This window comes from Mycobacterium asiaticum (genome assembly GCF_001673635.1).
In the GTDB taxonomy this organism is placed as follows: Bacteria; Actinomycetota; Actinomycetes; order Mycobacteriales; family Mycobacteriaceae; genus Mycobacterium; species Mycobacterium asiaticum_C.
Window position 1 is genome coordinate 114,197 of sequence record NZ_LZMH01000008.1, and the last position, 23,761, is coordinate 137,957.

General features: G+C 65.6%; 23 protein-coding genes and 1 pseudogene. 12 read left to right on the forward strand and 12 right to left on the reverse strand.

From position 1 onward, the window contains the following. Window positions 1-2: 2 nt before the first annotated feature. Genes A5645_RS02455 through A5645_RS02465 form a run of 3 tightly spaced genes read right to left on the reverse strand, consistent with a single transcriptional unit; the run spans window position 3 to window position 5,348 of the window. Window positions 3-3,311 (reverse strand): helix-turn-helix transcriptional regulator, encoded by a 3,309-nt coding sequence (locus A5645_RS02455; RefSeq protein WP_065128360.1) that lies wholly within the window; start codon window positions 3,309-3,311, stop codon window positions 3-5. Between the two features lie 49 nt (window positions 3,312-3,360). After that, window positions 3,361-4,182, reverse strand: coding sequence for a mycofactocin-coupled SDR family oxidoreductase (locus A5645_RS02460; RefSeq protein ID WP_065038548.1), 822 nt, complete (start codon window positions 4,180-4,182; stop codon window positions 3,361-3,363). Further along, a complete protein-coding gene (locus tag A5645_RS02465; protein ID WP_065038549.1) occupies window positions 4,179-5,348 on the reverse strand; it encodes an acyl-CoA dehydrogenase family protein in 1,170 nt (389 codons plus the stop codon). Before A5645_RS02465 ends, A5645_RS02460 begins: the two co-directional genes overlap by 4 nt. Before the next feature lie 104 nt (window positions 5,349-5,452). On the opposite strand from A5645_RS02465, the gene fabG reads away from it, so the two are divergent. The 6 genes from fabG to A5645_RS02495 all read left to right on the forward strand — a co-directional run bounded on the left by fabG (window position 5,453) and on the right by A5645_RS02495 (window position 10,943). Beyond that, entirely contained in the window at window positions 5,453-6,202 is a 750-nt protein-coding gene (gene fabG, locus A5645_RS02470; RefSeq protein WP_065128361.1) for a 3-oxoacyl-ACP reductase FabG, read from the forward strand. After that, entirely contained in the window at window positions 6,199-7,425 is a 1,227-nt protein-coding gene (locus A5645_RS02475; RefSeq protein ID WP_065128362.1) for an acetyl-CoA C-acetyltransferase, read from the forward strand. Before fabG ends, A5645_RS02475 begins: the two co-directional genes overlap by 4 nt. After that, window positions 7,422-8,630 carry a CoA transferase gene (locus A5645_RS02480; protein ID WP_065128363.1) on the forward strand — a complete coding sequence of 403 codons (1,209 nt, stop codon included), beginning with the start codon at window positions 7,422-7,424 and terminating at the stop codon, window positions 8,628-8,630. The genes A5645_RS02475 and A5645_RS02480 overlap by 4 nt, the downstream gene beginning before the upstream one ends. After that, entirely contained in the window at window positions 8,627-9,820 is a 1,194-nt protein-coding gene (locus A5645_RS02485) for an acyl-CoA dehydrogenase family protein (protein WP_065128364.1), read from the forward strand. The genes A5645_RS02480 and A5645_RS02485 overlap by 4 nt, the downstream gene beginning before the upstream one ends. Window positions 9,821-9,822: 2 nt before the next feature. After that, window positions 9,823-10,503, forward strand: a complete 681-nt coding sequence (locus tag A5645_RS02490) for a GntR family transcriptional regulator (RefSeq protein ID WP_065038554.1) — start codon at window positions 9,823-9,825, stop codon at window positions 10,501-10,503. Window positions 10,504-10,580: 77 nt separating this feature from the next. Beyond that, a complete protein-coding gene (locus tag A5645_RS02495; protein ID WP_065038555.1) occupies window positions 10,581-10,943 on the forward strand; it encodes an Rv1352/Rv1906c domain-containing protein in 363 nt (120 codons plus the stop codon). Here the strand turns inward: A5645_RS02495 and A5645_RS02500 are convergent. Genes A5645_RS02500 through A5645_RS02525 form a run of 6 tightly spaced genes read right to left on the reverse strand, consistent with a single transcriptional unit; the run spans window position 10,940 to window position 17,870 of the window. Beyond that, entirely contained in the window at window positions 10,940-12,460 is a 1,521-nt protein-coding gene (locus tag A5645_RS02500) for a class I adenylate-forming enzyme family protein (protein WP_065128365.1), read from the reverse strand. The genes A5645_RS02495 and A5645_RS02500 overlap by 4 nt on opposite strands. Further along, window positions 12,453-14,009 (reverse strand): class I adenylate-forming enzyme family protein, encoded by a 1,557-nt coding sequence (locus A5645_RS02505; protein WP_065128366.1) that lies wholly within the window; start codon window positions 14,007-14,009, stop codon window positions 12,453-12,455. Before A5645_RS02505 ends, A5645_RS02500 begins: the two co-directional genes overlap by 8 nt. Next, window positions 13,999-15,435 (reverse strand): class I adenylate-forming enzyme family protein, encoded by a 1,437-nt coding sequence (locus tag A5645_RS02510; protein ID WP_065128367.1) that lies wholly within the window; start codon window positions 15,433-15,435, stop codon window positions 13,999-14,001. Before A5645_RS02510 ends, A5645_RS02505 begins: the two co-directional genes overlap by 11 nt. After that, entirely contained in the window at window positions 15,435-16,220 is a 786-nt protein-coding gene (locus A5645_RS02515) for an enoyl-CoA hydratase/isomerase family protein (protein ID WP_065128368.1), read from the reverse strand. The genes A5645_RS02510 and A5645_RS02515 overlap by 1 nt, the downstream gene beginning before the upstream one ends. Next, the gene (locus A5645_RS02520) at window positions 16,220-17,026 is read right to left on the reverse strand and encodes an enoyl-CoA hydratase/isomerase family protein (protein WP_065038560.1); all 807 of its coding nucleotides are present in this window, start codon (window positions 17,024-17,026) and stop codon (window positions 16,220-16,222) included. The genes A5645_RS02515 and A5645_RS02520 overlap by 1 nt, the downstream gene beginning before the upstream one ends. Before the next feature lie 22 nt (window positions 17,027-17,048). Beyond that, entirely contained in the window at window positions 17,049-17,870 is an 822-nt protein-coding gene (locus A5645_RS02525; protein WP_065128383.1) for an enoyl-CoA hydratase-related protein, read from the reverse strand. Window positions 17,871-17,997: 127 nt separating this feature from the next. Between A5645_RS02525 and A5645_RS02530 the strand changes: the two genes are divergently transcribed. Both A5645_RS02530 and A5645_RS02535 read left to right on the forward strand, forming a co-directional pair. Continuing rightward, window positions 17,998-18,687, forward strand: a complete 690-nt coding sequence (locus A5645_RS02530; RefSeq protein WP_065128369.1) for a hypothetical protein — start codon at window positions 17,998-18,000, stop codon at window positions 18,685-18,687. After that, window positions 18,684-19,577, forward strand: a complete 894-nt coding sequence (locus tag A5645_RS02535; protein ID WP_065128370.1) for an enoyl-CoA hydratase/isomerase family protein — start codon at window positions 18,684-18,686, stop codon at window positions 19,575-19,577. Before A5645_RS02530 ends, A5645_RS02535 begins: the two co-directional genes overlap by 4 nt. Before the next feature lie 15 nt (window positions 19,578-19,592). Here the strand turns inward: A5645_RS02535 and A5645_RS02540 are convergent, their stop codons facing one another. Next, complete coding sequence (locus A5645_RS02540; RefSeq protein ID WP_065038563.1) at window positions 19,593-20,369, reverse strand: TetR/AcrR family transcriptional regulator; 777 nt, start codon at window positions 20,367-20,369, stop codon at window positions 19,593-19,595. 114 nt (window positions 20,370-20,483) lie between these two features. Here A5645_RS02540 and A5645_RS02545 point away from each other — a divergent pair, with 114 nt between their 5' ends. Next, window positions 20,484-21,488: a dihydrodipicolinate synthase family protein gene (locus A5645_RS02545; RefSeq protein ID WP_065128371.1), complete on the forward strand. Its 1,005-nt coding sequence runs from the start codon at window positions 20,484-20,486 to the stop codon at window positions 21,486-21,488. Window positions 21,489-21,564: 76 nt separating this feature from the next. Here the strand turns inward: A5645_RS02545 and mbp1 are convergent, their stop codons facing one another. Both mbp1 and A5645_RS02555 read right to left on the reverse strand, forming a co-directional pair. Continuing rightward, the gene (gene mbp1 / locus A5645_RS02550; RefSeq protein WP_065128372.1) at window positions 21,565-21,801 is read right to left on the reverse strand and encodes a microaggregate-binding protein 1; all 237 of its coding nucleotides are present in this window, start codon (window positions 21,799-21,801) and stop codon (window positions 21,565-21,567) included. Window positions 21,802-21,853: 52 nt separating this feature from the next. Further along, entirely contained in the window at window positions 21,854-22,093 is a 240-nt protein-coding gene (locus tag A5645_RS02555) for a hypothetical protein (protein WP_155767813.1), read from the reverse strand. Between the two features lie 103 nt (window positions 22,094-22,196). Here A5645_RS02555 and A5645_RS02560 point away from each other — a divergent pair, with 103 nt between their 5' ends. From A5645_RS02560 to A5645_RS02570, 3 genes and pseudogenes are all read left to right on the forward strand, one after another. Beyond that, window positions 22,197-22,469 carry a GlsB/YeaQ/YmgE family stress response membrane protein gene (locus tag A5645_RS02560; RefSeq protein WP_065038567.1) on the forward strand — a complete coding sequence of 91 codons (273 nt, stop codon included), beginning with the start codon at window positions 22,197-22,199 and terminating at the stop codon, window positions 22,467-22,469. A gap of 33 nt (window positions 22,470-22,502) precedes the next feature. Beyond that, on the forward strand, window positions 22,503-23,348 hold the full coding sequence (locus A5645_RS02565; protein WP_065128374.1) for an enoyl-CoA hydratase: 846 nt from the start codon (window positions 22,503-22,505) through the stop codon (window positions 23,346-23,348). Between the two features lie 4 nt (window positions 23,349-23,352). Further along, window positions 23,353-23,761 (forward strand): annotated as a pseudogene (locus A5645_RS02570) (amidohydrolase family protein); the annotation flags it as partial.

Genomic DNA, 23,761 nt, shown 5'->3' on the forward strand with positions numbered 1-23,761 from the left:
ACTCAGGTCCGTCGGGCCGCCTCTTGGATCAACTGGTAGCGCGAGGTCAGGCCGAGCTTGTTGTAGACGTGCGTCAGGTGAGTCTGCACGGTCCGCGGCGAGACGAATAGGCGGGCGCCGATGTCCTTGTTGCCAAGTCCCTCTTGGGCCAGGTGCACGATGTTGAGCTCGGTCGGAGTGAGCGAGTCCCAACCGCTGGGCGGTCGTTTCCGTTCGCCGCGGCCGCGCTGCGCGTAGGCGATCGCTTCATCGGTGGACAGCGCCAGGCCGGCGGCCCATGCCTCGTCAAAGGCGTTGATGCCCAGTGCAGTTCGCGCTTCGTCCAGCGATCGGTGGTAAGCGGCGTCGTACACTCGGAAGCGCACGATTCCGGTACGTTCCCGAATCGCTTGTGCTGCCGCGTGCAGTCGCGTCGCCTCCAGGTGGCTGCCCGCTGCGTTGGTCAGCGTGGCCAGTACCTCCAGCAGATCCGGGACGAACAGGAGAGTGCTCATCTCGGCGGCGCGCGCCAGCGCCTCGTGTGCGTCGCGCTCTGCCTGTCCGAACTCGTTCTGCGCTAATGCGACCCGCGCCCGGGTGGTCAGTGCCTGTACTGAGAACCAGCCCAGCGCCATGTCCACATCTGTATCTGCGTGACGGCGGGCTGTTGCGAGGTCACCTTGGGCCAACGCGGCCTGGGCGGCAGGTTTGGCGACGGTAGTGGCAAGCCACGGCCACCCACCGAGGCGCTCGACGGTGGCGTCGCTGGCCTCGGCAGCCTGCGCCACGTCGCCGTCGGCAAGAGCGGTGAAAGCCAGCGCAGCGTAAGCAATGCCCTCCTGGTAGCCGCCGAGTTCGGCCGCACGGCCCAATGATTCGAGCACGATGGATCGGCCCTCAGCGGCTCGTCCGGTGTAGGCCAGTAGCTGGCCAAGAGCCGTTCGGGCGTTCACTTCCCAGATCAGCGCGTGTGCCAGGTCCGCTTCGATCATCAGTCCACGCAACTGCTTCTCGGCGCCCACAAGGTCGCCGCGCGCCGATTGCGCCCCGGCCAGACACCAGCGGCATGCTCGTGAGTAGCCTTGGTCGCCGATCTCGTCGGCCAGGGCGCGGCCCTCCTCCGCGGCCGCGATTCCGTGGTCCAGGTCCCCCGAGCCGACTGTAGCCATGAGTGCCTGGAAGTACAGGACCTGGCTCAAAAGCCAGCGGTCATCCATTCCGCGGGCCAACTCGGCGGCTTCCGACAGGATCGGACCGGACTGGTTGGCGTCCCAGGCGGTGACGCGTCCGAGCGCAGCCAAGGTGCGGGCCAACAACGCCGGATCATCGAGTTCGCGCGCGATCGCCACCGCGCGGTGTGCCGCCTCGGCGCATTCGGCCGTGCGCATGTTGTCCAGGTATGCCTTATCGGCCAACGCTCGTGCCAGGTTGGTGGGTGTCACCTCGGTGGAGGCGGCACGTGCCAGTCCGATGTCAAGCCAATCCCTTCCTTCTTTGACGAGTCCCCGTGTCAACCAGAGCGCCTGCAACGATGTTGCCAGCCGTAACGCGCTGTCGATGTCGGAGTTTTCTTCGCTCCACGCGAATGCGGCACGCAGATTGTCAATCTCGGCTTCTGCCCGGTTCAGTTGTAGCGCCAGGTTTTTGGTCGCGGGAGCTTCCAAGGCCGCGGCCAGCCCGGTGTAGTAGTCGCGGTGGCGGTCTCGCACGGCAGCTCCGTCCGGCGACTCGGTAAGCTTTTCTTGGGCATACTGGCGGATCGTTTCCAGCAGCCGGTATCGGGTTGTGCCCCTCTCGGTTTCGGCAATCACCAGCGACTTGTCGACGAGCAGAGCCAACACATCCAGCACCTGATGGCGCGCCAGGGTGCGGTCGCTGAGGACCTCCTGGCAGGCCGTCAGGTCGAATCCGCCTAGGAATACGGCCAATCGGCGGAACAATACGCGCTCGGGCTCGGTCAATAGATTGTGCGACCAGTCCACGGATGCCTGCAGCGTCTGCTGGCGGCGCACCGCGGTTCGCGACCCTCCGGTCAACAACCGGAACCGGTCCCTCAGCCCCGCGAGGATCTCCTGGGGCGACAGAGCGCGCATCCGCGCGGCGGCCAGTTCGATTGCCAGCGGCATGCCATCGAGGCGGCGGCAGATCTCCACGACGACATGTGAGTTGTCCTCACGGACGGCGAAGCTGGGCTGTACCTGACGCGCCCGATCGCTGAACAGCTGGACCGCGTCGTCGGCAAGCGACAGGGACGGCACCCGCCAGGTGACTTCACCGGGTACACCAATCGGCTCGCGACTGGTGGCCAGCACGGAAAGCCCGGGACTGCCACCGATGAGGGCGGTGACGAGTTCGGCGGTCGCGTCGAGCAGATGCTCGCAGTTGTCCAGTATCAATAGCATCTTCCGCGCGCCGATGAATTGCAGCAGCTTGTTCTGCACAGACCGGCCTGGTTGGTCCGGTAGACCCAGTGCCCGCGCCACGGTGATCGGCACCAGGTCGGAGTCCACAATCGGGGCCAGATCGACCGCCCACACACCGTCCCGGAATTCGGCAGCCGCGGCCGCGGCGACCTCTACCGCCAAGCGGGTCTTGCCCACCCCGCCGGCGCCAGTGAGCGTCATCATGCGGTTCTCGCCAAGGACCCCGCGCACCGCGGACATCTCCGCCGCCCGCCCGACGAAGCTGCTGAGCTGAACCGGAAGATGCGCAACGCTAAGGCTTTCCCGCAACCTCAGCGGCGCGAACTCGTTACACAAATCGGGGTGGCACAGTTGAACGATGCGTTCCGGCCGAGGCAGATCGCGCAACGGGTGGGTGCCCAAATCGGCCAGCCACGCGTCCGCCGGAAGGGCGTCGGCGACCAGGTCGCTGGTGGTGCCGGACAGTACGGTTTGGCCGCCGTGGGCCAGCTCGCGCACTCGCGCCGTTCGATTGATGGCGGGCCCCACGTAATTGTTTTCATCGCGCAACTGCACTTCACCGGTATGGATGCCGATACGGAAACGCAGGGGGGCCAACGGGGCTCGCTGCAGCGCCAGCGCGCACGCCACAGCGTTCGATGCGCGGTGGAAGGCAAGCACGAAGCTGTCACCTTCGCCCTGCTCGGTGGGACGCACCCCGTCGTGTGCGCTGACGAGCAGGGCCAGCGTCCGGTCGAGGGCGGCGATCGCGGCGGTCATCTCCTCGGGCCTCGACTGCCAAAGCTGCGTTGATCCCTCGACGTCGGCCAGCAGCAACGTCACTGTTCCGGTCGGGAGATGCGCATTCATGGCGGCATCGCTCCAGTCAAAGGCAGCCAGTCGATCGATCTCGCTCATGTTAACCAGCATGCAGCCGGCGACGCCCGGAAAACATACGCGTCTGCGCGTATATCAACCGCTAGTACTGGGTGGATCCCTGATCGACGGGGATCTTGGCGGCGGTGATATTCCGCGATTCGTCGCTGGCCAGCCAGCAGACGGTGTCGGCAATATCCTCCGGCTCAGCGGCCCAACTGGGCAGGAAAGGCGTCAGCATGTTCGACAGTTGCGGGTTGGTCTCCATGACTTTGCCCATGGCCGACACCATTTGGCCGCTGCCCATCGGCGAGTTCACTGGTCCCGGATGAACGCTGTTCACCCGGATCGAGTGCTTGCCCAGTTCGGCGGCGAAGGCGCGAGCCAGCCCGGTGACGGCGTGCTTGCTGGCTGTGTAGTGCACCATGAACGGCTGCACTTTGGCGCCCGCCGCGGAGCTGATCAGGATGATGGACCCGCCGCGGCCGCCCTCGATGATCTTGTCCGCTCCGGCCATCACGGTGTTCCAGGTGCCGGTGACATTGATGTCCATCACATCGCGGAAGTCTTCCGGGGTGATTTCGTTCCACGCTTGCGGTGCCGAAATACCCGCGTTGGCAACGATTATGTCCAGTCGGCCGAGCCGCGCGACGCCGTCGTCGACGACCCTGCGTAGCGCCGCCAGATCGCGGGTGTCGGCGGTGGCGGCGATGATCTTCCGCCCGGTCTGCTCCACCAGGCGGACGGTTTCGGCCAAGTCTTCGGGCGTGGCGGAATCGTAGGGGACACAGGGCGGCAATACGCCGGCGATGTCGATGGCGATGATGTCGGCGCCCTCGGCTGCCATCCGCACGGCGTGCGCCCGTCCTTGCCCTCGCGCCGCCCCGGTGATGAATGCGACTTTGTCCCGCAGCCGGCCGGTCACCGCTGTGCCGCCTTGACCAGGTTCGCGCCGATGATCAGCTGCTGGATCTCGCTGGTCCCCTCATAGAGGCGCAGCAGGCGAACATCACGGTAGATCCTTTCGACCGGCACCCCGCGCATATAACCGCTGCCCCCGTGGATCTGCACGGCGAGATCGGCTACCTTGCCGACCATTTCGGTGCAGAAGAGTTTGGCGGCCGACGGGGCGATCCGCCGGTCGGAGTTGCTGACCCACTGACGTGCGGTGTCGCGCACCAGAGCCCGGCCGGCGAGCACGCCGGTCTGCTGGTCGGCGAGCATCGCCTGCACCAACTGGAAGTTGCCGATCGGCGTTCCGCCCTGGGTGGCGGTCGCGGCGTAGGCCACGGATTCGTCGAGCGCGCGTTGAGCGGCACCGACGGCGATCGCGGCGATATGCACCCGGCCCCGGGCCAGGGAGGTCATGGCGGCGCGGTACCCGATGTCCTCGCTGCCACCGATCAGCGCCGTGTGATCCACGCGGACGTCGTCGAAGGCGACGTCGGCGGTCCAGGCGCCCTCCTGCCCCATCTTCGCGTCCTTGACGCCGACCGACACGCCCGGCGCGTCCGCGGGGACCAGGAAGACGGCAATGCCCGGGCCTTGATCGTCGGCGGGCCGGGTGCGGGCGAACACCACGAACAGGTTGGCGGTAGGCGCATTGGTAATGAAGCGCTTCTGTCCGGAAATCAACCAATCCTGGCCGTCTCGAACGGCTTTGGTCTTCAAACCGGCCGGATTGGAGCCGGCGCCCGGCTCGGTGAGCGCGAAGGACGCGACCACATCGCCGGAGGCGATCCCTTCCAGCCAACGTCCCTTCTGCTCGTCGGTGCCAAACCCGACCAGGACCTGTCCGGCAATGCCGTTGTTGGTGCCGAACATCGACCGCACCGCAAGCGAGGTGTATCCCAGCTCCATTGCCAACTCGACGTCCTGAACCAGATTCAGGCCGAGCCCGCCCCACTCCTGCGGGATGGCGTAGCCGAACAGGCCCATCTTCTTGGCCTGGTCGCGAAGGTCGTCGGGCACCCGGTCCTCGTCCAGGATCTCCTGCTCCCGCGGAACGACCGCGGTACGGACGAACTGGCGGGTCTGCGCCAGGATCTCCTGGAAATCCTCGTCGGCGACTTCGGGAACCTCAGCCGTCATTGCAAGTGCTCCTTCGGCGGGTGGGCGACTTTGCAATATCGTATATGAAATACGATATTGGACTGACGGGGTGCCCGAGGGTGGGCCATGACAGGTAAGGGTGCGTGATACAGGTGTCGTTGCTCGAAGGTCAGACCGCGGTGGTCACTGGCGCTGCGCAAGGTCTCGGATTTGCGATAGCGGAACGGTTCATCGCCGAGGGAGCGCGGGTGGTGCTCGGTGACGTCAATCTGGAAGCGACCGAGGCGGCGGCCGAGAAATTGGGCGGCGCGGAAGTCGCCGTCGCGGTGCGTTGTGACGTAACCCAATCCGACCAGGTGCAGAACCTGATCCAAACGGCCATCGACCGCTTCGGCGACCTCGACATCATGGTCAACAACGCCGGCATCACCCGCGATGCAACCATGCGCAAGATGACCGAGGAGCAGTTCGATCAGGTCATCAACGTGCACCTGAAGGGAACCTGGAATGGCACCCGGTTGGCCGCGGCGGTGATGCGGGAGAAGAAGCGCGGCGCCATCATCAACATGTCGTCCGTCTCGGGCAAGGTCGGGATGGTCGGCCAGACGAACTACTCGGCGGCCAAGGCGGGGATCGTCGGCATGACCAAGGCGGCCGCCAAAGAGCTTGCTTACCTTAATGTTCGGGTCAACGCGATCGCGCCGGGTTTGATCCGCTCCGCGATGACGGAAGCGATGCCGCAACGCATCTGGGATTCCAAGGTGGCCGAGGTGCCGATGGGGCGCGCCGGTGAGCCCAGCGAGGTGGCCAGCGTCGCCCTGTTCCTGGCTTCGGACCTGTCGTCGTATATGACCGGAACGGTCATGGAGATCACCGGCGGCCGGCACCTATGAGTGGTGCGGTTCGGCAGGAGGCCGTCATCTGCGAGCCGGTCCGCACACCGATCGGACGCTACGGCGGAATGTTCAAGTCTCTGAGCGCTGTAGACCTCGGTGTCGCGGCGCTCAAGGGATTGCTCGACCGCACCGGCATCGCACCCGACGCCGTGCAGGACGTGATCCTGGGACACTGCTACCCCAGCAGTGAAGCACCCGCGATCGGGCGCGTGGTGGCCCTGGACGCCGGACTGCCCGTCACCGTTCCCGGCATGCAGGTCGATCGGCGCTGTGGGTCGGGTTTGCAGGCGGTGATCCAGGCATGCCTGCAGGTGAGTACCGGGAACAACGACCTAGTAATCGCCGGTGGCTGCGAAAGCATGAGCAACGTCGCCTTCTATTCCACCGACATGCGTTGGGGCGGTGCACGTTCCGGTGTCCGTGTGCACGACGGGCTGGCGCGTGGACGCACCACCGCCGGGGGTCGCCACTATCCGGTTCCCGGTGGGATGCTCGAGACCGCGGAGAATCTGCGCCGCCAGTACGGCATCTCGCGCCAGGAGCAGGACGAGCTTGCGGTGCGGTCACATCAGCGTGCGGTCGCTGCGCAGAAGGACGGCATTCTGCGCGAGGAGATCATCCCGGTGCGGGTGGCCGGCCGCCACGGCGAAGAGCTGGTCGACACCGACGAACATCCCCGCGCCGATACCACGCTGGAATCCCTGAGTAGGCTCAAACCCGTTCTGGCCAAGGGTGATCCGGAGGCGACGGTCACGGCCGGCAACGCCAGCGGCCAGAACGACGCCGCATCGATGTGCGTGGTCACCACTCCCGAGAAGGCGGCAGAATGCGGCTTGACCCCGTTGGTGCGCCTGGTGTCGTGGGGGTCGGCGGGCGTGGCCCCCAACATCATGGGCATCGGTCCGGTCCCAGCCACCGAAGTCGCCCTGGCCAAGGCGGGCCTGCGGTTGGCCGACATCGACGTCATCGAACTCAACGAGGCCTTTGCCGCCCAGGCCCTCGCGGTGATGCGGGAGTGGAACTTCACTCCGGCCGACCACGACCGCACCAACGTGCACGGCTCGGGGATCTCGCTGGGCCATCCGGTTGGAGCGACCGGCGGGCGGATGCTGGCCACGCTGGCCCGCGAACTCGACCGGCGCCAGGCGCGCTACGGCCTGGAGACCATGTGCATCGGCGGCGGCCAGGGTCTGGCCGCGGTCTTCGAGCGGGTCGCATGACGGCTCCCGCGCTACCGCTGACCGGCATCCGCGTTGTGGAGGTGTCCAGCTTCGTCGCCGCTCCGCTGTGCGGCATGACGCTGAGCCAGCTCGGCGCACAAGTGACCCGGGTCGACCCGATCGGTGGGGGCGCCGACACTGGCCGCTGGCCGCTGGCCGCCGACGGAACCTCGATCTATTGGACCGGTCTGAACAAGGGAAAGCGTTCGGCCACCATCGATCTGCGCTCACCCGACGGCCAGGAGCTGGTACAGCGGCTGATCGTCGAAGGCGACGGGATTGTGGTCACCAACGCCGCCGGGATGTCGTGGCTGAGCCATGATGCGTTGGCGGCCAAGCGCTCCGACGTCATCCATGTCCAGCTGCTCGGCCGCGGCGACGGATCCACCGGGGTGGACTACACGGTCAACGCGGCGATCGGCTACCCGCTGGTGACCGGCCCCGCCGAGCACGCCGGCCCGATCAACCATGTCCTGCCCGCCTGGGATGTCAGCTGCGGATTGTATGCCGCACTGTCGGTCGTCGCCGCCATCCGCCGTCGGGAGCAGTCGGCGATCGGGGCGCGCATCAGCATCGCGCTCGAGGATGTCGCGCTGGCAACGGCAGGCAACCTGGGCCTGCTCACCGAGCCGCAGGTGCTCGGAACGCAACGCGAACGGCTGGGCAACGCCATCTACGGCCAGTACGGCCAGGACTTCGTCAGCCGCGACGGGGCCCGGTTCATGGTTGTCCTGTTGACCAGACGCCACTTTCGCGATCTTGTCGAGATAACCGGCACCGGCGCCGCCATGACGGCACTGGCTGAGGCGCTGGGGGTGGACTTCGAATCCGAGGGCGACCGCTACCGCTACCGCAATGCGATATCCGGCCTGTTCGGCACCTGGTTCGCCGACCATTCCGGCGACGAGGTCAGCGCGGCGCTCTCGGCCTCCACGGTGTTGTGGGAGCGCTACCGCACCTTCGCCGAGGTCGCCGCCGGCCCGAAAGTGACTGACAATCCGTTGTTTTCCCGGCTGCACCAGCCAGGCGTCGGTGACTACCTCGCTCCGGCCATGCCCACCGCAATCGACGGAGTCCATCCCGCCAGCGCCGCCGCCCCGGGATTGGGGGCGGACACCGCGGATCTGCTGGCCGAGTACCTGGGTTTGACCGAGGCCGACATCAAGCGGTTGGCGACCGCGGGGACGATAGGAACGAGCGAATGACCAAACTCGCCCAGACCCTCGGATTGACCGAATTCCAGACCGAAATCGTCGCGACCGTACGGCAATTCGTCGACAAGGAGATCATCCCGAACGCCCCAGAGCTGGAACGAACCGACACCTACCCGCAGGCCATCGTCGACGCCCTGCGCGACATGGGCCTGTTCGGCCTGATGATCCCGGAGGAGTACGGCGGGCTGGGCGAGTCGCTGTTGACCTATGCGCTGTGCGTCGAGGAGCTGGCCAGGGGCTGGATGAGCATCTCAGGCGTCCTGAACACACATTTCATCGTCGCGTACATGTTGCGCCAGCACGGCACCGACGAGCAGAAGCAACGCTTCCTGCCGCGGATGGTGACGGGTGAGACGCGCGGCGCCTTCTCGATGTCGGAACCCGAACTGGGCTCCGACGTCGCCGCCATCCGTACCCGCGCCACCCGCAATCCCGACGGCACCTACACCATCGACGGTCAGAAGATGTGGCTGACCAACGGCGGCAGTTCCACCCTGGTGGCCGTGCTGGTGCGCACCGACGAAGGCGCGGACAAACCGCACCGCAACCTGACGGCGTTCCTGGTCGAGAAGCCCACAGGGTTCGGGGAAGTGGTGCCCGGCCTGATCATCCCCGGCAAGATCGACAAGCTGGGCTACAAGGGCATCGACACCACCGAACTCATCTTCGACGGGTACGGGGCCAGCGCCGAAGACATCCTGGGCGGCAAGCCCGGGCAGGGCTTCTTCCAGATGATGGACGGCATCGAGGTGGGCCGGGTCAACGTTTCCGCGCGGGCGTGCGGTATCGGACTGCGCGCATTCGAGCTTGCGGTCAAGTATGCCCAGCAACGGCAGACCTTCGGCAAGCCGATCGCCGAACACCAGGCCATCGCGTTCCAACTGGCCGAAATGGCCACCAAAGTCGAAGCGGCGCATCTGATGATGGTCAACGCGGCACGGCTCAAGGACTCCGGCGAGCGCAATGATGTCGCCGCAGGCATGGCAAAGTACCTAGCCAGTGAATTCTGTGCCGAGGTGACCCAGCAGAGCTTCCGGATTCACGGCGGCTACGGCTATTCGAAGGAGTACGAGATCGAGCGGCTGATGCGCGATGCGCCGTTCCTGCTCATCGGCGAGGGCACCAGCGAGATCCAGAAATCCATCATCAGCAAGCGTCTGCTGGACGAGTACCGGGTGTGACCATGACCGTTCCGGATTTCGGTGCGCGGCCTCAACTTTCGGAGGACGTCGCGAGCTTTGTCCGCAAGCGAATCTTCGAGGGCACCTATGCCGCGGGCCAATACGTCCGGCTGGACCAACTGGCCGCCGAGTTGGGGATCAGCGTCACACCGGTGCGCGAAGCGCTGTTCGCTTTGCGCGCTGAAGGATTGGTGGCGCAGCAGCCCCGTCGCGGCTTCGTGGTGTTGCCGCTGACCCAGCGTGACCTCGCCGACGTCGCCAACGTGCAAGCACACGTCGGCGGCGAGCTCGCGGCACGCGCGGCGCTGCGCATCACCGACGAGCAGTTGCGCGAATTAGAAGACCTGCAAAGTCGGCTCGAGGCGGCGTATGCCGCTGACGACGATGAACGCAAGATCCGGCTCAATCACGAATTCCACCGGGCGATCAACATCGCTGCCGCCTCGCCGAAGCTGGCGCAGCTGATGTCGCAGATCACCCGCTACGCACCCGAGTCGGTCTTTCCGAAGATCGAGCATTGGCCGGACCAAGCCGTCAAGGACCACCGGCGGGTGCTGGATGCGATGGCCCGTCACGACGAGCAACTGGCCCGCGAGGCGATGTCGGAGCACCTTGCGGCCAGCGCGGTCCCGCTCATCGACCACCTCATCGAGCGTGGAGTGGTGGAGCAGCCGCAGGACTAGCTGCGAGGCGCCGACCTTGTTGGGCGGGGGTTTCTGGGCATAAGGTGCTGTCAAGGGGCCCATCGCAGGGAGAGCAAATGCGCCGCGTGTCTCGTGCTACTGCGGGATTGTTGGTGTGCGTCACGGCGATCACGTGGGCGCCGCCGGCCACCGCCGACCCGTTGGATCCCATTCCCGGCAACGGTGTCTTCGTGGTGGGGCCCGACATCGCGCCGGGGCTCTATCGCACGGCCGGGTCGGCGTCCACCTTCGGGGTGTGGATCAACAATGTGCCGACCCAGGACTCGATGTGCGCGTGGTTCACCTACAGCACGCCGGACGCCAACAAGGAGCATGTGCTGCAGACGAACATCTCGGTCGGACCGATGTTCGCGAACATCAACACGTCGGTGAAGGCGTTCGAGTCGCAGAACTGTCAACCGTGGACGCGGGTCCCCTAAGGGTTTGCTTCGGACAACATTTCCCGCAGTCGCCGGATATCCACCTTGCCGGTGCCGCCGCGCGGAACGTCGTCGTCGGAGGCTAGCATCAGCCACACCGTAGGCACCTTGAACGAGCTGAGTAGTTCCCTTGCCGCGCCGCATAACTGGTCCACAGTACGGCCGCTGCACACCACGGCCGCTGCCACCCGCTTCCCCCCGGCGCCTGGCACATCGGTGACGAAGGCGCCCTGCACGCCGTCAATACTGCGGAGGGCTCGTTCGACTTCGCTGGGATAGACGGTGGCACCGCTGACTTTGAACATGTCGTCCGAGCGACCGTGATAGAACAGGAAGCCGTCGGTGTCCAGCCGGCCGAGGTCGCCGGTGCGGTAGTAGCCGTCCGCGGTGAACACTTCTTCTCTACTGCGGTGGCAGATCCCGCGCAGCATGTGTGGTCCCCGGAGCTCGATCATGCCTACGGTGCTCACCGGGAACGGTTTACCCGTGTCCGGGTCGGCAATGCGAATCTCCATACCGGGGAACGGCTTTCCGCAGCTGCCCCAGGCTGATGCGGGCAGGTCGGTGTCGGCCGCATACCCGCTGTAAGGTCCGAAGGATTCCGTCATGCCGAATAGGGTTGCTCGCGCACCGGGTTGCGCACGCCGCTCGGGAGGCAGTAGCGCCTCCAAACTGCCCGGGCGCAGCGCAGTCAGATCGGTTTGGGACCGGTTGGGATGGCGCGCCAATGCTTCGGCCTGGTCTGGCCAGCCCCGAAACAGGGTGACGCGTTCTTTCTCCAGGAGCCGCAATGTGGTCTCCGGTTGCGGCCTTTCCTCGGTGACCAAGGTGGCGCCGGTGATCAGAGCCGAGAGGATGCCGCTGCCGAGTCCGCCCACCCAGAAGAAGGGCATCGGAAGGTACAGGCGGGTGCCGGGGGTGATGCAGCGCGCCGCCAATCCCGAGCGCACCGCCCCCAACGCACTGCCGTGTGAGTGCACGACGCCCTTGGGCGGGCCACTGCTGCCGGAGGTGAAGATGATGACGAACGGGTCGGCTGGGGTAACGGTCGCGGCGAGGGCATCTACGAGTCCGTGGGCGGCCTCGGTGGCGGTCTGTGCCACCGACTCGGCGGGCCAGACGCGCTGCAGCGCGGGAAGTTCGGTGCGCGGCACCGCCCGGACCGCGTCGAGGTACCGGTGGCCGCGGAATTCCTCAACGCTGACCAGGAACTGCACCGAGGCCATCCGCAGTTGTGCGACGAGCTCGGTCGGTTGCAGCAGCGTGCTCAACGGAACCAGCACCCCGCCGATGCGTGTGACGGCAATGGCGATCTGCACCCAGCGCGTGCAATTGGGCATGATCAACCCCACGCGGGTGCCTTTGCGCACTCCGGCCCCGATGAGTGTGGCCGCCATATCCCTTGTGGTCGTGTCGAGTTCGCCATAGCTGATCCGCGACGCGTGATCGATGACCATGGGTTTGCTGCCATGCTGAGCGGCCTGGGCCCGCACCAGACCAGCTATCGTGTCAGTCACCGAACAACCTTTTCAGTTGCTCGAGGTCGACCTTGCCGCTGGACAACAGCGGTATCTTGGTGCGGGGCAAGGCAATTAAACGTCTAGGGATCTTGTAGGACGACAGCTCGGTCTTCAGTCGGTCACGCAGTGCCTCTTCGTCGAAGTTGGTGACGGTGTCCGGCAGGGCGACGACCGCGACCACCAGCTGCCCGCGCCGCGCGTCCGGCAGCCCGAAGACGTGTGCCGTCACACCCAGGGTGGCCAGTGTCTTCTCGACCTCGGTCGCTGAGACATTGGCACCGCCCGTCTTGATCATGCCGGACCTGCGGCCCACGAAATACATGAAACCGTCATCGTCGGCGCGCACCAGATCGCCGGTGTGGAACCAGCCATCGGCGTCGAAACACTGCTCTCGGCTGCGTTTGTAATATCCCTGCATCACGTACGGCCCGCGTATGCACAGCTCGCCGACAATCTCGCCAGCAATGCCGGACCGGACGGGCATCCCAGTATCCGGGTCGACGATCATGGTTTGGAACCCGGGCGCCGGCTTGCCGTACGAGCCACGGCGATGCTCGGGCTGGTCGGATTCGTCGTCGCTGATCAGCAGGACGCTTCCGGCTTCGGTCAGCCCCAGCATGTTGTGGCGCAGTTCGGGGTCGGCCGGCCGGGTCTCCGGCGCCATGATCGGGTACAGGTTGCCCCGCCGCAGCGGCGACAGGTCCCGTCGAAGGTAGCTCGGGTCGTCGGCCAGGTGGGCGATGCCGGCCACGAATCCGTTGGTGACGGTCGGTCTTTCGGCTTCGATCAGGTCGAGAACGGCCCCGGCGTCGGTTGCGTTCGAGCACACCAGCGTCGAACCCGCGACCAGGGTGGCCAACAGCCCGAACGCCAACCCGCCGATCCAGAAGAACGGCGAGTTGCAGAACAGCCGGTCCTGCGCGCTCAGACCGCGAATCGTGTTGAGATTGCGCTGGTGTGCGAGCAGCGCGGCGTGCGCGTGCACCACACCCTTAGGGGTGCTGGTGGATCCAGACGTGTACACGATCGTCAATACGTCGGATCCGTCGACATCGTCCTCGATAGCTCGCAACAGGTCGGGGTCGGCGCGCGGGTGGTTACGCGAGCCGACCAGGACGCGGCGCAGCTGCGGCAGGGCGGGGCGGAACAGCTCGCCATCGATGCGGCCGAGCAGTTCGGTCAACCGCTGCACATAGTCATGAGACCGAAACGAGCTGGCGCTCAGCAAGAAAGCGGTGTCGCTATGCACCAGTTGCCGCTGCAACTCACCGGGTGTCATGAAGGTGGAGAACGGCACCACCACCGCGCCGATGCGCGCGGCCGCCAGCATGCCGACGACGAAGTCGGTGCCGTTGGGATAGAGCAACCCGACGTGGGTGCCCTTGCCGGTGCCCAGCGCGATCAGTTCGCGGGCGAGCTCGGCTGAACGGCGGTCGGCTTCGGCGTAGCTGATGCGCTCTTTGTCGCACACCAGTAATGGGTGATCCCCGCGCGACTGCGCCTGCTGCCGAAGGACCCCGGCGATCGTATCGGGATCACCGGGCATGGTCGACTGCGAAGTAGCCTCGGACGGCGCCCAGGTCGGCCTTGCCGGATGGAGTGCGGGGGATCACATCGACAATGGCGATGTCCGTTGGGATCTCGTAGCGAGCTAGTCGCGTCCGCAGGTATTCGACAATCTCGTCGGCGGACACCGCGCTACGAAGTTCCACCATCGCAACCGGGGTTTCGCCTAACCGGTCGTCATGGCGTCCGATCACGGCCGCCCCGGCGACCGCGGGATGGCTCTCCAGCGCGGTGCGCACGTCGTCTGGCATCACCTTGAAACCGCCGCGGATGATGGCTTGATCGGCCCGCCCGACGATCCAGACGAACCCGTCGGAGTCGATGCGAGCCATGTCGGTGGTGCGCATCCACGGCGCCGACGAGCCGAGCTGGGCGGGCTTGACCTCCAGAAGGCCAACCTGATCTGCCGGCACGGGAGCGCCACTGTCGTCGACCACCTGCAGCTGCGCACCCGGATTCGCGCGACCCACACTGCCGCGCTTGCCTTTCCAGTATTGCTGGTGGTCGGTGAGTGTCCAACCGGCGACGCCACCACCGAATTCGGTTGCGGCGTAGGACGTGAGGACGGGAATCCCGAATTTGTCGGTGAACGCGTCGGCGTCGTCGGCCGATAACGGTGCGGTGCCACAGGTCACGGCGCGAATGCTGGACAGATCCGCACGCGTGAGGTCGGAGTGCAGAACGGTGCGTAGCGCGGCGGGCACCAGTGACACCGTGCGCGGCCGGTGTTTGCGTACCGCCGCGGCCCACTGGGTCAGTTCGAAACGCTCCAGCAGCACGAAGGGTCTGGCGTCGGCTATGCATTGCAGCACCCGGAACACGCCCCCGATGTGCACCAGTGGGGAGTTCACGATAGCCACCCCGCGACGCAGTGCAGCCGGCCGTGGCGCGTCACGGTAGTCGGGGCCGATCACGCTGTGGGCCAGCATGTCGTAGCTGAGATCGATGCGCTTGGGCGGGCCGGTCGTGCCGCTGGTCAGCATCCGCACTGCAACGCCGGAAGAGATCCCCGTCCGGACGGGAGCTTTGGCGGGCCGAGCAAAGATGTCGGAGATCGAGATTGTCGGCGCTCCGTCAACTAGCGCTGTCAAATCCTCGGATTCGCCGATGACCAACGGCAGCCGCAGCGCCTCGATGTCGGCGCGGGTGCGCTCGTCGCCGCGGGCGGGGTTGACGGTGACCACCGTCCCGCCGCCGAGGAGCACGCCGAGGAATGCCGCCACGTGAGCCGGTCTGTTCCGCAACAGCATTCCTACGTCGGTGCCCTGCGCGCACGACGCGATTTGCCGCGCCGCCGCACCGACCTGCCCCCAGGACAACCAGGTGCCGTCGTACTCGATGGCCGGTGAATCCGGTTGCAGATCCAGAACATCGGCGATGCGCCGACTGAGTGGGTGATCGGGCACTAGCGGATCTGCGGCTTTCGCCTTGCGGGCGGCTGGTCGGCCAGTTCGGCCTGGCCCAACGGGTTGCCCAGCCGCGTGTAGATGAGTCCCTGCTCCATCGCGGTCCGGTAGGGCTTGTCCAAAGACTCCCAGATCGCCTTCACGGTGCCCTGGGTCGCCGTCGGGGGGTGGGCGGCGATCGCGACCGCGATCTCGTGCGCGCGGTCCCAAAGCCGATCGGGCTCCACCACTTCGGTCACCAGGCCGATGCGCAGGGCGGTGTCCGCGCTGACCCGCTCGTCGTTGCCCATCAGTGCCATGCGCAGCGTGTCGCCCAGGCCGACGCGGCGCATCAGCCCGATTGGTTCCAGCGCGCAGACCAGGCCCACCGAGACATGGGAATCGAAGAACGTCGCCCCGCGTGAGCAGATCACCACGTCGGATTCGTTGACGAAATAGAAGGCGCCCGCAGTGCACATGCCCTGGACGGCGCAGACCACGGGCTTCCACATCTTCTGCCATTTGGGGCTGAGGTATTCACCGGGATCTTCGTGATTCCAGATGTTTTCGGGTTGGCCGTAAGGTGCCTTGACGTCTAGGCCGGCACTGAAAGCGCGGCTGCCGGCGGCCCGTAGCACCACCGCGTGGACCGCGTCGTTCAGCTTGACCGTGCGCCAGGCTTCGGCCATCTCCAAACACATGGTGCGGTTGAAAGCGTTGAGCTGCTCGGGTCGGTTCAGCGTGATGGTGGCGACGTGGGCGGCGGCGTCGATGTCAAGCAGGATGGTCTCGAACTGGTCGCTCATCACTTGCACTGCCAATTCGGTTTCCGCTTCTCCACGAATGCGCGCGGTCCCTCCTGCGCGTCCTCGGTGCGCAGTACTCGCTCGCGGAATGTCTCTGCCATGATCTCAGCTTCGTGCAGTGGGACGTTGAGGCCCTTGAGTATTGCCAGACGAGTCCCCCGAACCGCCAGGGGGGCATTGGAGTTAACGATGTCGGCGATCTCGCGGGCCCGATCCAGCAGTTGGTCATGTTCGACGATCTCGCTGATCAGCCCGAGTTCGTAGGCGCGTTGCGCACTCATCCGCTCGTGCTTGCCCATCAGTGCCATCCGTAGCGCAATCGAGCGCGGCAGCACCCGTGAGATCCGCACCAATTCGCGTCCGGCGACCAGTCCGATGCTAACGTGCGGATCGAAGAACGTGGCCCGGTCGGAGGCGATCACGATGTCCGACGTCGTGACCCAGTCCATGCCTGCGCCGCAACACAATCCATTGATCGCGGCCAGCACCGGCTTGGCCATGGTCCGAAACGGCGGCGTCCCCTCCTGCGGAGCCTCCCACTGGTCGTAGGTGGACAGGTAGGGACGCTCGTAGATCACCTTGCCGTCTTCGGGAATCTCCTTGACGTCGGCACCTGTGCAGAACGCGCGCCCGGTGCCGGTCACGATGGTCAGCCATACGTCGTCGTCGTTCTCGGCTTCGGCATAAGCGGCACGCAGTTCGGTGATCATGTGGGGGCTCAGCGCATTCAGTGCCTCGGGACGGTTCAGCGTGATGGTCGCCGTGTGCCCGTCGACGTCGTAGCCGATGGTGTCAAACATGGGCATCGCCGCATCCCTTCATGAGGCGTCACCGGCCCCGGAACTGGGGTGCGCGCCGTTGGCGGAAAGCCTCCAGGCCCTCCTTGAAATCACTTGTTCGACAAGATAATTCCAGATTGAACAGCTCCTGCGTCAGGGACTCGCCCAGCGTGGCGCCCTGCCCGAACCCGATGGCCTGTTTGGTCAGTCCGATCGCCACGGTCGGACCGTCGGCCAGCCGGGCCAGCAACTCCTCGACCACGGTTTCGAAATCCGCGGCGGGCACGGCCTGGTGGATCATTCCCCAGTCGGCGGCATCGGTCGCGTCAACCTTCTCGCCGAGCAACAGCATCCGCCTGGCGCGGGCCACACCGATCAATCGGGGCAGTAGCCAGGTCGAACCGGAGTCCGGGCTGAAGCCGCGGTCCATGAAGGGTTCCCAGAACACCGCGTCGCTGGTGGCGACGGTGAAGTCGGCGGCCAGGGCGAGATTGCAGCCCATGCCCGCCGCCCAACCCCGCACGCTGCACAGCACCGGCAGTTGAATGGTGTGCACCAGCTCGATGACGCGGTGAGCGGCGTGCGGGACCCGTCGCACCAGATCGCCGGTGCGCGGCCGCTTGCCGTCGGCGGAGTTGGTCGCCACCCAGTCCGCTCCCGCGCAGAAGTGGTCACCGGCGCCGCGGATGTGTATCGCGCGCAGCGAGTAGTCGGTCGCCGCGTCGGACAGCACGTCGACGAGCGATTGAATCATCATGTGCGTCAGGGAATTACGATGGGATTGTCGATCGAGTGTGATGCGGAGAACGCCGCCCTCGCGGTGCGCGGCCACCGAACCCTGGGCCTCGGTCAAGTCAGCCCCGTCAGTCACTGTCGGATCCGGCTGTTCCACTGGTCTCCAACTATACGGTTACCCATACAGTAAACAATACGATTGATACGCTGTATAAGTTAGCAAGGAAACGCTGCCGACGGAACAGCCGGGTGAAAGAGGACGCATGGCCGAAGGCGCCGAAGGTCGAGGGCAGGCAGGTGCCGAGGGAGCCAGGTTTGGCGAGGCGCCTCTCGCCCAGACCGTAGCGGCTGCGGGCGCCATCCGGCGGCTCAGTTCACTGTTGTTGTCCTTGGAAAACGCTCATCCGACCGTGGATGCCATGCTCGCGCAGTTCGCCGTCTGGGAGGGTGAACTCGCCGCCGCGGCGCCGGCCGACCTCACCCCGCGGATCGGCGACCGGCATACCGACGCCGGGCGGGTCTACCTGGACCATGCGACCGACATCGGTGCCTTCAATCCGTGTTTCCCGGAGTACCGGTTCGACCGCCTCGACGCCGACACTGCCGCCGGCTGGGTCACCTTCCCGCTGGTTTACGAAGGGCCGCCCGGCCTGGTGAACGGCGGTTTCCTGGGTGTGTTCTTCGACTGCGTCGTGCAGCACCAGAATTGTGTCATCGGGTTGTCCGGGAAGACCCGTTCGCTGACGGTCACATTCCGCCGGCCGACCCCGATACTGACCGAGTTGCGGTTCGACATCGCGCGAGGCCAGACCGAGCGCGGCATCACCTCGACGGCCCGGCTGCTGCTCGGCGAGGAGGTGCTGTGCATCGGTGAGGTCAACACGCTGGCGTCCCGGCCGGAACAGCTTTCCACCACCCAATTCGGCAGGCGCCGAGAGGAGTTAGACAGATGACCGCCTCCTTCGACACCGCTGACGACCGGGTGCTCTTCGATGTGGATGCCGACCAGCGGATCGCCACCATCACGCTGAACAACCCCGAGCACCGCAACACCTACGACCCGCCCATGCGCGATGCGATCGCCCGATGCCTTGATCGGGTCGCCGAGGACGACGACCTCACCGTGGTGTTGTTGCGTGGTGCGGGTGGGACCTTCAGCACGGGCGCGGACATGAACAACGCCTACGGCTGGTACGGCGCGAAAGACGGCGACGAGCCGTCCAAGCGGGGTCGGCCGAGCCAACGACGGCGACTCACCGTGGACCGCAAGTCATTTGGCTTCTATCACAACCTGCTGGGCTTTCCGAAGGTGACGGTCGGGGAGATTGCCGGCTTCGCCCTGGGCGGCGGTTTCGAGATAGCCCTGATGACCGACATTTCGGTGATCGCCCGCGATACCAAGATCGGCATGCCCGCTACGCGTTTCCTCGGGCCCGCCCTGGGCAGCCTGCACATGTTCTTCCATCGGCTGGGCCCGGTCCTGGCGCGACGGCTGCTGCTGACCGGCGACATCATCGAAGCCGGTGAGCTCGCCCAGTTCGGAATCTTCACCGAGACATGCGATCCCGGATCGGTCACCGCACGCGCCCGCTACTGGGCGGAGAAGGCGGCGAAGATGCCGGCCGACGGTGTTGTCATCGCCAAGGAGGCCTTTCGGCTCGTCGAGCAGAGCCAGGCATACCAGGGCGAGGAGGTCGCCAGCTATCTCTTTCACGCCTACGGCACGAACCTGCAATTCGCGCCGGGGGAGTTCAATTTCGTCAAGACGCGCGCGCAGCACGGCACCAAGGAAGCGTTCCGGCTACGAGACGAACACTTTCACGTGCCGGAACCCGAAGTCTGACATCGTGTTTGGCCGTCAGCGGGCGGTGCCGCTGCGGGCTCGCGGCGCGACCTTGCGGGAGCTCGCCTTCTTGGCTTTCGCCGCGGGCTTGGCGGCCTTATCGATGAGCTGACTGGCGTGGTCGAGGATGCACTCGAGGCCGTATTCGAAATTCTGCTCGTTAGGAGCCCCGATGCGGTGCCCCTTGCCGGTCACCTGGGCGATCAACGGGGTGGTTCCCGGATCGATAGCCACGGCGTCCTCGATGGTGCGGTTGCCGTCGTCGGACAACTCGTTCTTCTCGTTCAGTCGATGCAACACGACGGATCCGCGCACGTGCAGCGAGATCGCGGAGTAGGTGTCGAACGCGTCTTCGGGTGACAGGCCCGCCTCGACCAGGTTGCTGATGGCCTTTTCCATCTCCTGGGCGCCGACCCGCGCGGCCTTCGGGCTCAGCGCGGCACGGATCAAAATCAGGTCGCACAAAATCGGATTGCCCATGAATGTCTTGCGCATCAACCGCGCGTGATTGCGCAGCGTCTCGCGCCAATCGGCGGCTTCGACGTAGGGGGTCGCGAAGACGTACTTACTCAGCGCGCGGTCGGTCATGGCGTTGAGCAGATCGTCCTTCTTGCGGAAGTACCAGTAGATGCTGGTGACGCCCACGCCGAGGTGCTTGCCGAGCAGCGGCATGCTCAGGTTGTCGATCGAAACCTGTTCCGCCAGTTCGAATGCGCCGGTGATGATGTCGTCGGGATTGATGGACCCACGTTCGCGGCGCTGACGCTTCTCCGCAGTTGCCTGCTTTGCCACTGCCGGGCACCTCCATCACAATATGTTGTGCGCACGCGGTCTCAACCCCGTTTGCACCTGCTACTGTAATACCTATCGTAGGCTTTTTTGTATACATGGCAGCGCAGGCGGGCCGTGGCGACGGCCGCTGAGGCGCGGGCCTGGGCCCGCGGCGCTTTGCGCGGCATCGGCGACTCGCTCTACACCCCGTTCAGCGGCCCGGACGGTGACGATATCGACTGGGATGCCTACCGCACACTGGTCCGGTACTGCGTCGGTGATCTTGGACACCCCCTGTTGTGGTGCACCAGCGGCCTGGCCGAATTCTGGGCGTTGACCATCGATGAGCGAAAGCGCTTGTTGGAGGTGGCGATTGAGGAGGGCCGTCGAGCAAACCCTGATGTCGTCGTGCAGGCCTGTACCGCGGCCACGTCCGCCAAGGACTGTTTGGAGCTGACGCTGCACGCGCAGCAGGCGGGCGCCGACATCGCCTACATCCAGACGCCGACGATGGAAACCCATGGCGGCGAAGGGGTCCTGCGGTTCTTCTCCTATATCGCGGCGCGCACCGACATCGCGTTGGGCATGTTCAACTCGCCGTCCTCGGGCTACGTGTTGACGGCGGCCGAAAGCGCGCGGATTTATGACGAGGTGCCCGCGGTGTGCGCCACCAAGGAGGGGGCCTTCCGTCCGGAGAACAGCAGGCGGTTGCATGAGCTTGCACCGGGCCTGGTGTTGTGGGAGTGCGACCGGACGGTGTACCGCGCCGGCTGGCTGCGGGCGGGGATCGTCTGCCCGGCGCAGCTGGGCACCGCCGGCTATCTGTTCGAGACGCCCAAGCGTCGATTGTTCTCCCAATACTGGGATCTGGTGCTCGCCGACAAATTGCTCGAGGCGATGGACTACGGTCGTGAGTCCGGTCTGGACCAGTTTGATCTGGATATCGGCGGATGGTTCACCTGCTACCCGGGGCGGGCTGACTACTTCACGCATTGGGGCGGCGCGTTCAAATATGCGGCGTCCGTGCTGGGCCTGCCGATCGGGGATTATCCGCATTCACGGCCGCCCCAGGCCGTGCTACCGCCGGAGGCGAAGGCGCAGATCGAGAATGCGTACCGCCGACTCGGGCTGGTCGGGTGACCAAAAGTTCTGCTGCGTAGGGCAATCGGGGTGAAGGCCCGGCCCGTTGTGATGGCCGGGCCTTCAGCCGCACCGATTACTGCTGCGCTTCCTGGCGCGCCTCCTGAACCTTGGCTTCGGCACGAGCCTTGTCAGCCTCGGCTTCGTACTTGGCCGCGTCGCGCTGGGCTTCGGCCTTGTCCTGCTGAGCCTTGCCCTCGTTCTTCAGATCGTTGGCGCCGGTCACCGTACCGATGACTTCCTTGGCCTTGCCTTTGACGCCCTCCACGACGCCCTTGATCGCCTCGGCCGGACCGCTGTTGCTGTTCGCCATGGTGCTATCCCTTTCGGTTGATGTCCTGTCAGGACATTTCCCAATTCGAGGGTCAGGGCAAACTTGCCGGTGACGTGTCGCTCGTCACGGCCGCGGCTGGCTGGGGCGACGCGGCCGCTGTCTGCTCCGCGGCGTGAGCGCGTCGCCGCACGAATAGCAGTGCGGCGCCGACGACTCCACCGATCAACGAAACCCAGAACAACAGCTGGGAGAGGGTAAGGGCCAGTTGGGCGCGCAGCAGCGCCGAGCGCGCCTGGCCGAGGCGGTGAGCGACTGCCTTCGTTTTATCCATGAAGTCCCCTCGAGGATCGGTTATCGGAGCGGGTAGCTGGGCATACCCGTGACAATGGGCCTTCATGCGCGGCAGGGGTCCGTCGACCTCGAAAGGATTGAAAATGCTCACTCTGGGAATCATCGGCTGGATCATCATCGGCGGTCTGGCCGGATGGATTGGCAGCAAGATCATGAAGACCGACGCACAGATGGGGCTGGTGCTCAATATCGTGGTCGGCATCGTCGGCGGCCTGATCGGCGGATTTCTGCTTCGCGGCTTCGGTGTCGATGTGGCCGGTGGGGGTCTGCTCTTCTCCTTCCTGACGTGTCTGCTGGGCGCGGTGATCTTGCTTGCGATCGTCAAACTGGTCACCGGACGGCGCGTGTCGCGCTAGTTGGAATGCGCTACCGATAGGTAGACAGTATGGGTGCCCAACCCGCCGGACGGCGCCGCTGACGGCGAAGATGCGGTGCTCTACGAGGCCACCCCCGCCGGCGTCGCAATCGTCACGCTCAACCGCCCGGAGCGTCTCAACGCCTGGGGGCCCGATATGGCGCCCGCGTTCTACGAGGCCGTCGATCGTGCCGAACGGGACGCCGCGATCAAGGTGATTGTTGTGACCGGTCGCGGGCGGGCGTTCTGTGCCGGCGCGCATCTCGGGTCGTCGGAATCGTCGGGCAGCGTTGGTGAGTCGGTGGAGAGCGCGGGCGGCAAGAGTGTCGCCGAACTCCTCGGCGAGCGACCGCCGCACTTCGTGACCGAGTTGCGCAAGCCGGTTATCGCGGCGATCAACGGCCCGTGCGTCGGCATCGGCCTGACCCAGGCGCTGATGTGCGATATCCGTTTCGCCGCGGCCGGTGCCAAATTCGGCGCGGTGTTCGCTCGTCGCGGGTTGATCGCGGAATTCGGTATCTCTTGGATCCTGCCGAGATTGGTGGGTTGGGGAGTCGCCCTCGACCTGCTGTTGAGCGGGCGCACCTTTCTCGCGGAGGAGGCGGCCGATCTGGGCCTGGTGAAAGAAGTTGTACCGCCGGAGGAACTGATGCCGCGGGTCCTGGAGTACGCCGAAGACATCGCTCAGTACTGTTCGCCCACCGCGATGGCGGTGATCAAGCGGCAGGCGTATGGGGATGCCCACGACAACGTGGCTGATGTGAGCGGCCGGGCCGAGAAACTGATGCACGAGTCCATGGTTCGCCCCGATCTGATCGAGGGAATCACGGCATTCTTCGAAAAACGGCCCCCGAATTTCCCGCCCCTGAAAGAAGGTTGATGACATGACCGAAGCTCCCGAGCGGCTTCCGTACCTGGCCGTCGACGTCGACAACCACTACTACGAGCCCATCGACGCGTTCACCCGGCACCTGCCCAAGGAGTTTCGCAGCCGTGGTGTGCAGATGGTGCAGGACGGCAAGCGCACGCTGGCGGTGATGGGTGGAACGGTCAACCACTTCATCCCGAACCCGACGTTCGACCCGATCATCGAACCGGGTTGTCTGGACCTGTTGTTCCGTGGCGAGATCCCCGAGGGCGTGGATCCGGCCTCCCTGATGAAGGTGGACCGGCTCGCAGACCATCCCGAATACCAGAATCGCGAAGCCCGGGGGAAGGTGCTGGATCGTCAGCGCCTCGAAACCGTATTCATGCTGCCGACTTTCGCCTGCGGTGTCGAGGAGGGGCTCAAGC

Bases quoted from the DNA above. Each gene is read 5' to 3' on its own strand.
- A5645_RS02455 (WP_065128360.1), bottom strand. From the start codon at position 3,311: ATGCTGGTTAACATGAGCGAGATCGATCGACTGGCTGCCTTTGACTGG.
- A5645_RS02465 (WP_065038549.1), bottom strand. From the start codon at position 5,348: ATGACGGCTGAGGTTCCCGAAGTCGCCGACGAGGATTTCCAGGAGATC.
- A5645_RS02475 (WP_065128362.1), top strand. From the start codon at position 6,199: ATGAGTGGTGCGGTTCGGCAGGAGGCCGTCATCTGCGAGCCGGTCCGC.
- A5645_RS02480 (WP_065128363.1), top strand. From the start codon at position 7,422: ATGACGGCTCCCGCGCTACCGCTGACCGGCATCCGCGTTGTGGAGGTG.
- A5645_RS02485 (WP_065128364.1), top strand. From the start codon at position 8,627: ATGACCAAACTCGCCCAGACCCTCGGATTGACCGAATTCCAGACCGAA.
- A5645_RS02490 (WP_065038554.1), top strand. From the start codon at position 9,823: ATGACCGTTCCGGATTTCGGTGCGCGGCCTCAACTTTCGGAGGACGTC.
- A5645_RS02495 (WP_065038555.1), top strand. From the start codon at position 10,581: ATGCGCCGCGTGTCTCGTGCTACTGCGGGATTGTTGGTGTGCGTCACG.
- A5645_RS02505 (WP_065128366.1), bottom strand. From the start codon at position 14,009: ATGCCCGGTGATCCCGATACGATCGCCGGGGTCCTTCGGCAGCAGGCG.
- A5645_RS02515 (WP_065128368.1), bottom strand. From the start codon at position 16,220: ATGAGCGACCAGTTCGAGACCATCCTGCTTGACATCGACGCCGCCGCC.
- A5645_RS02520 (WP_065038560.1), bottom strand. From the start codon at position 17,026: ATGCCCATGTTTGACACCATCGGCTACGACGTCGACGGGCACACGGCG.
- A5645_RS02530 (WP_065128369.1), top strand. From the start codon at position 17,998: ATGGCCGAAGGCGCCGAAGGTCGAGGGCAGGCAGGTGCCGAGGGAGCC.
- A5645_RS02535 (WP_065128370.1), top strand. From the start codon at position 18,684: ATGACCGCCTCCTTCGACACCGCTGACGACCGGGTGCTCTTCGATGTG.
- mbp1 (WP_065128372.1), bottom strand. From the start codon at position 21,801: ATGGCGAACAGCAACAGCGGTCCGGCCGAGGCGATCAAGGGCGTCGTG.
- A5645_RS02555 (WP_155767813.1), bottom strand. From the start codon at position 22,093: ATGGATAAAACGAAGGCAGTCGCTCACCGCCTCGGCCAGGCGCGCTCG.
- A5645_RS02560 (WP_065038567.1), top strand. From the start codon at position 22,197: ATGCTCACTCTGGGAATCATCGGCTGGATCATCATCGGCGGTCTGGCC.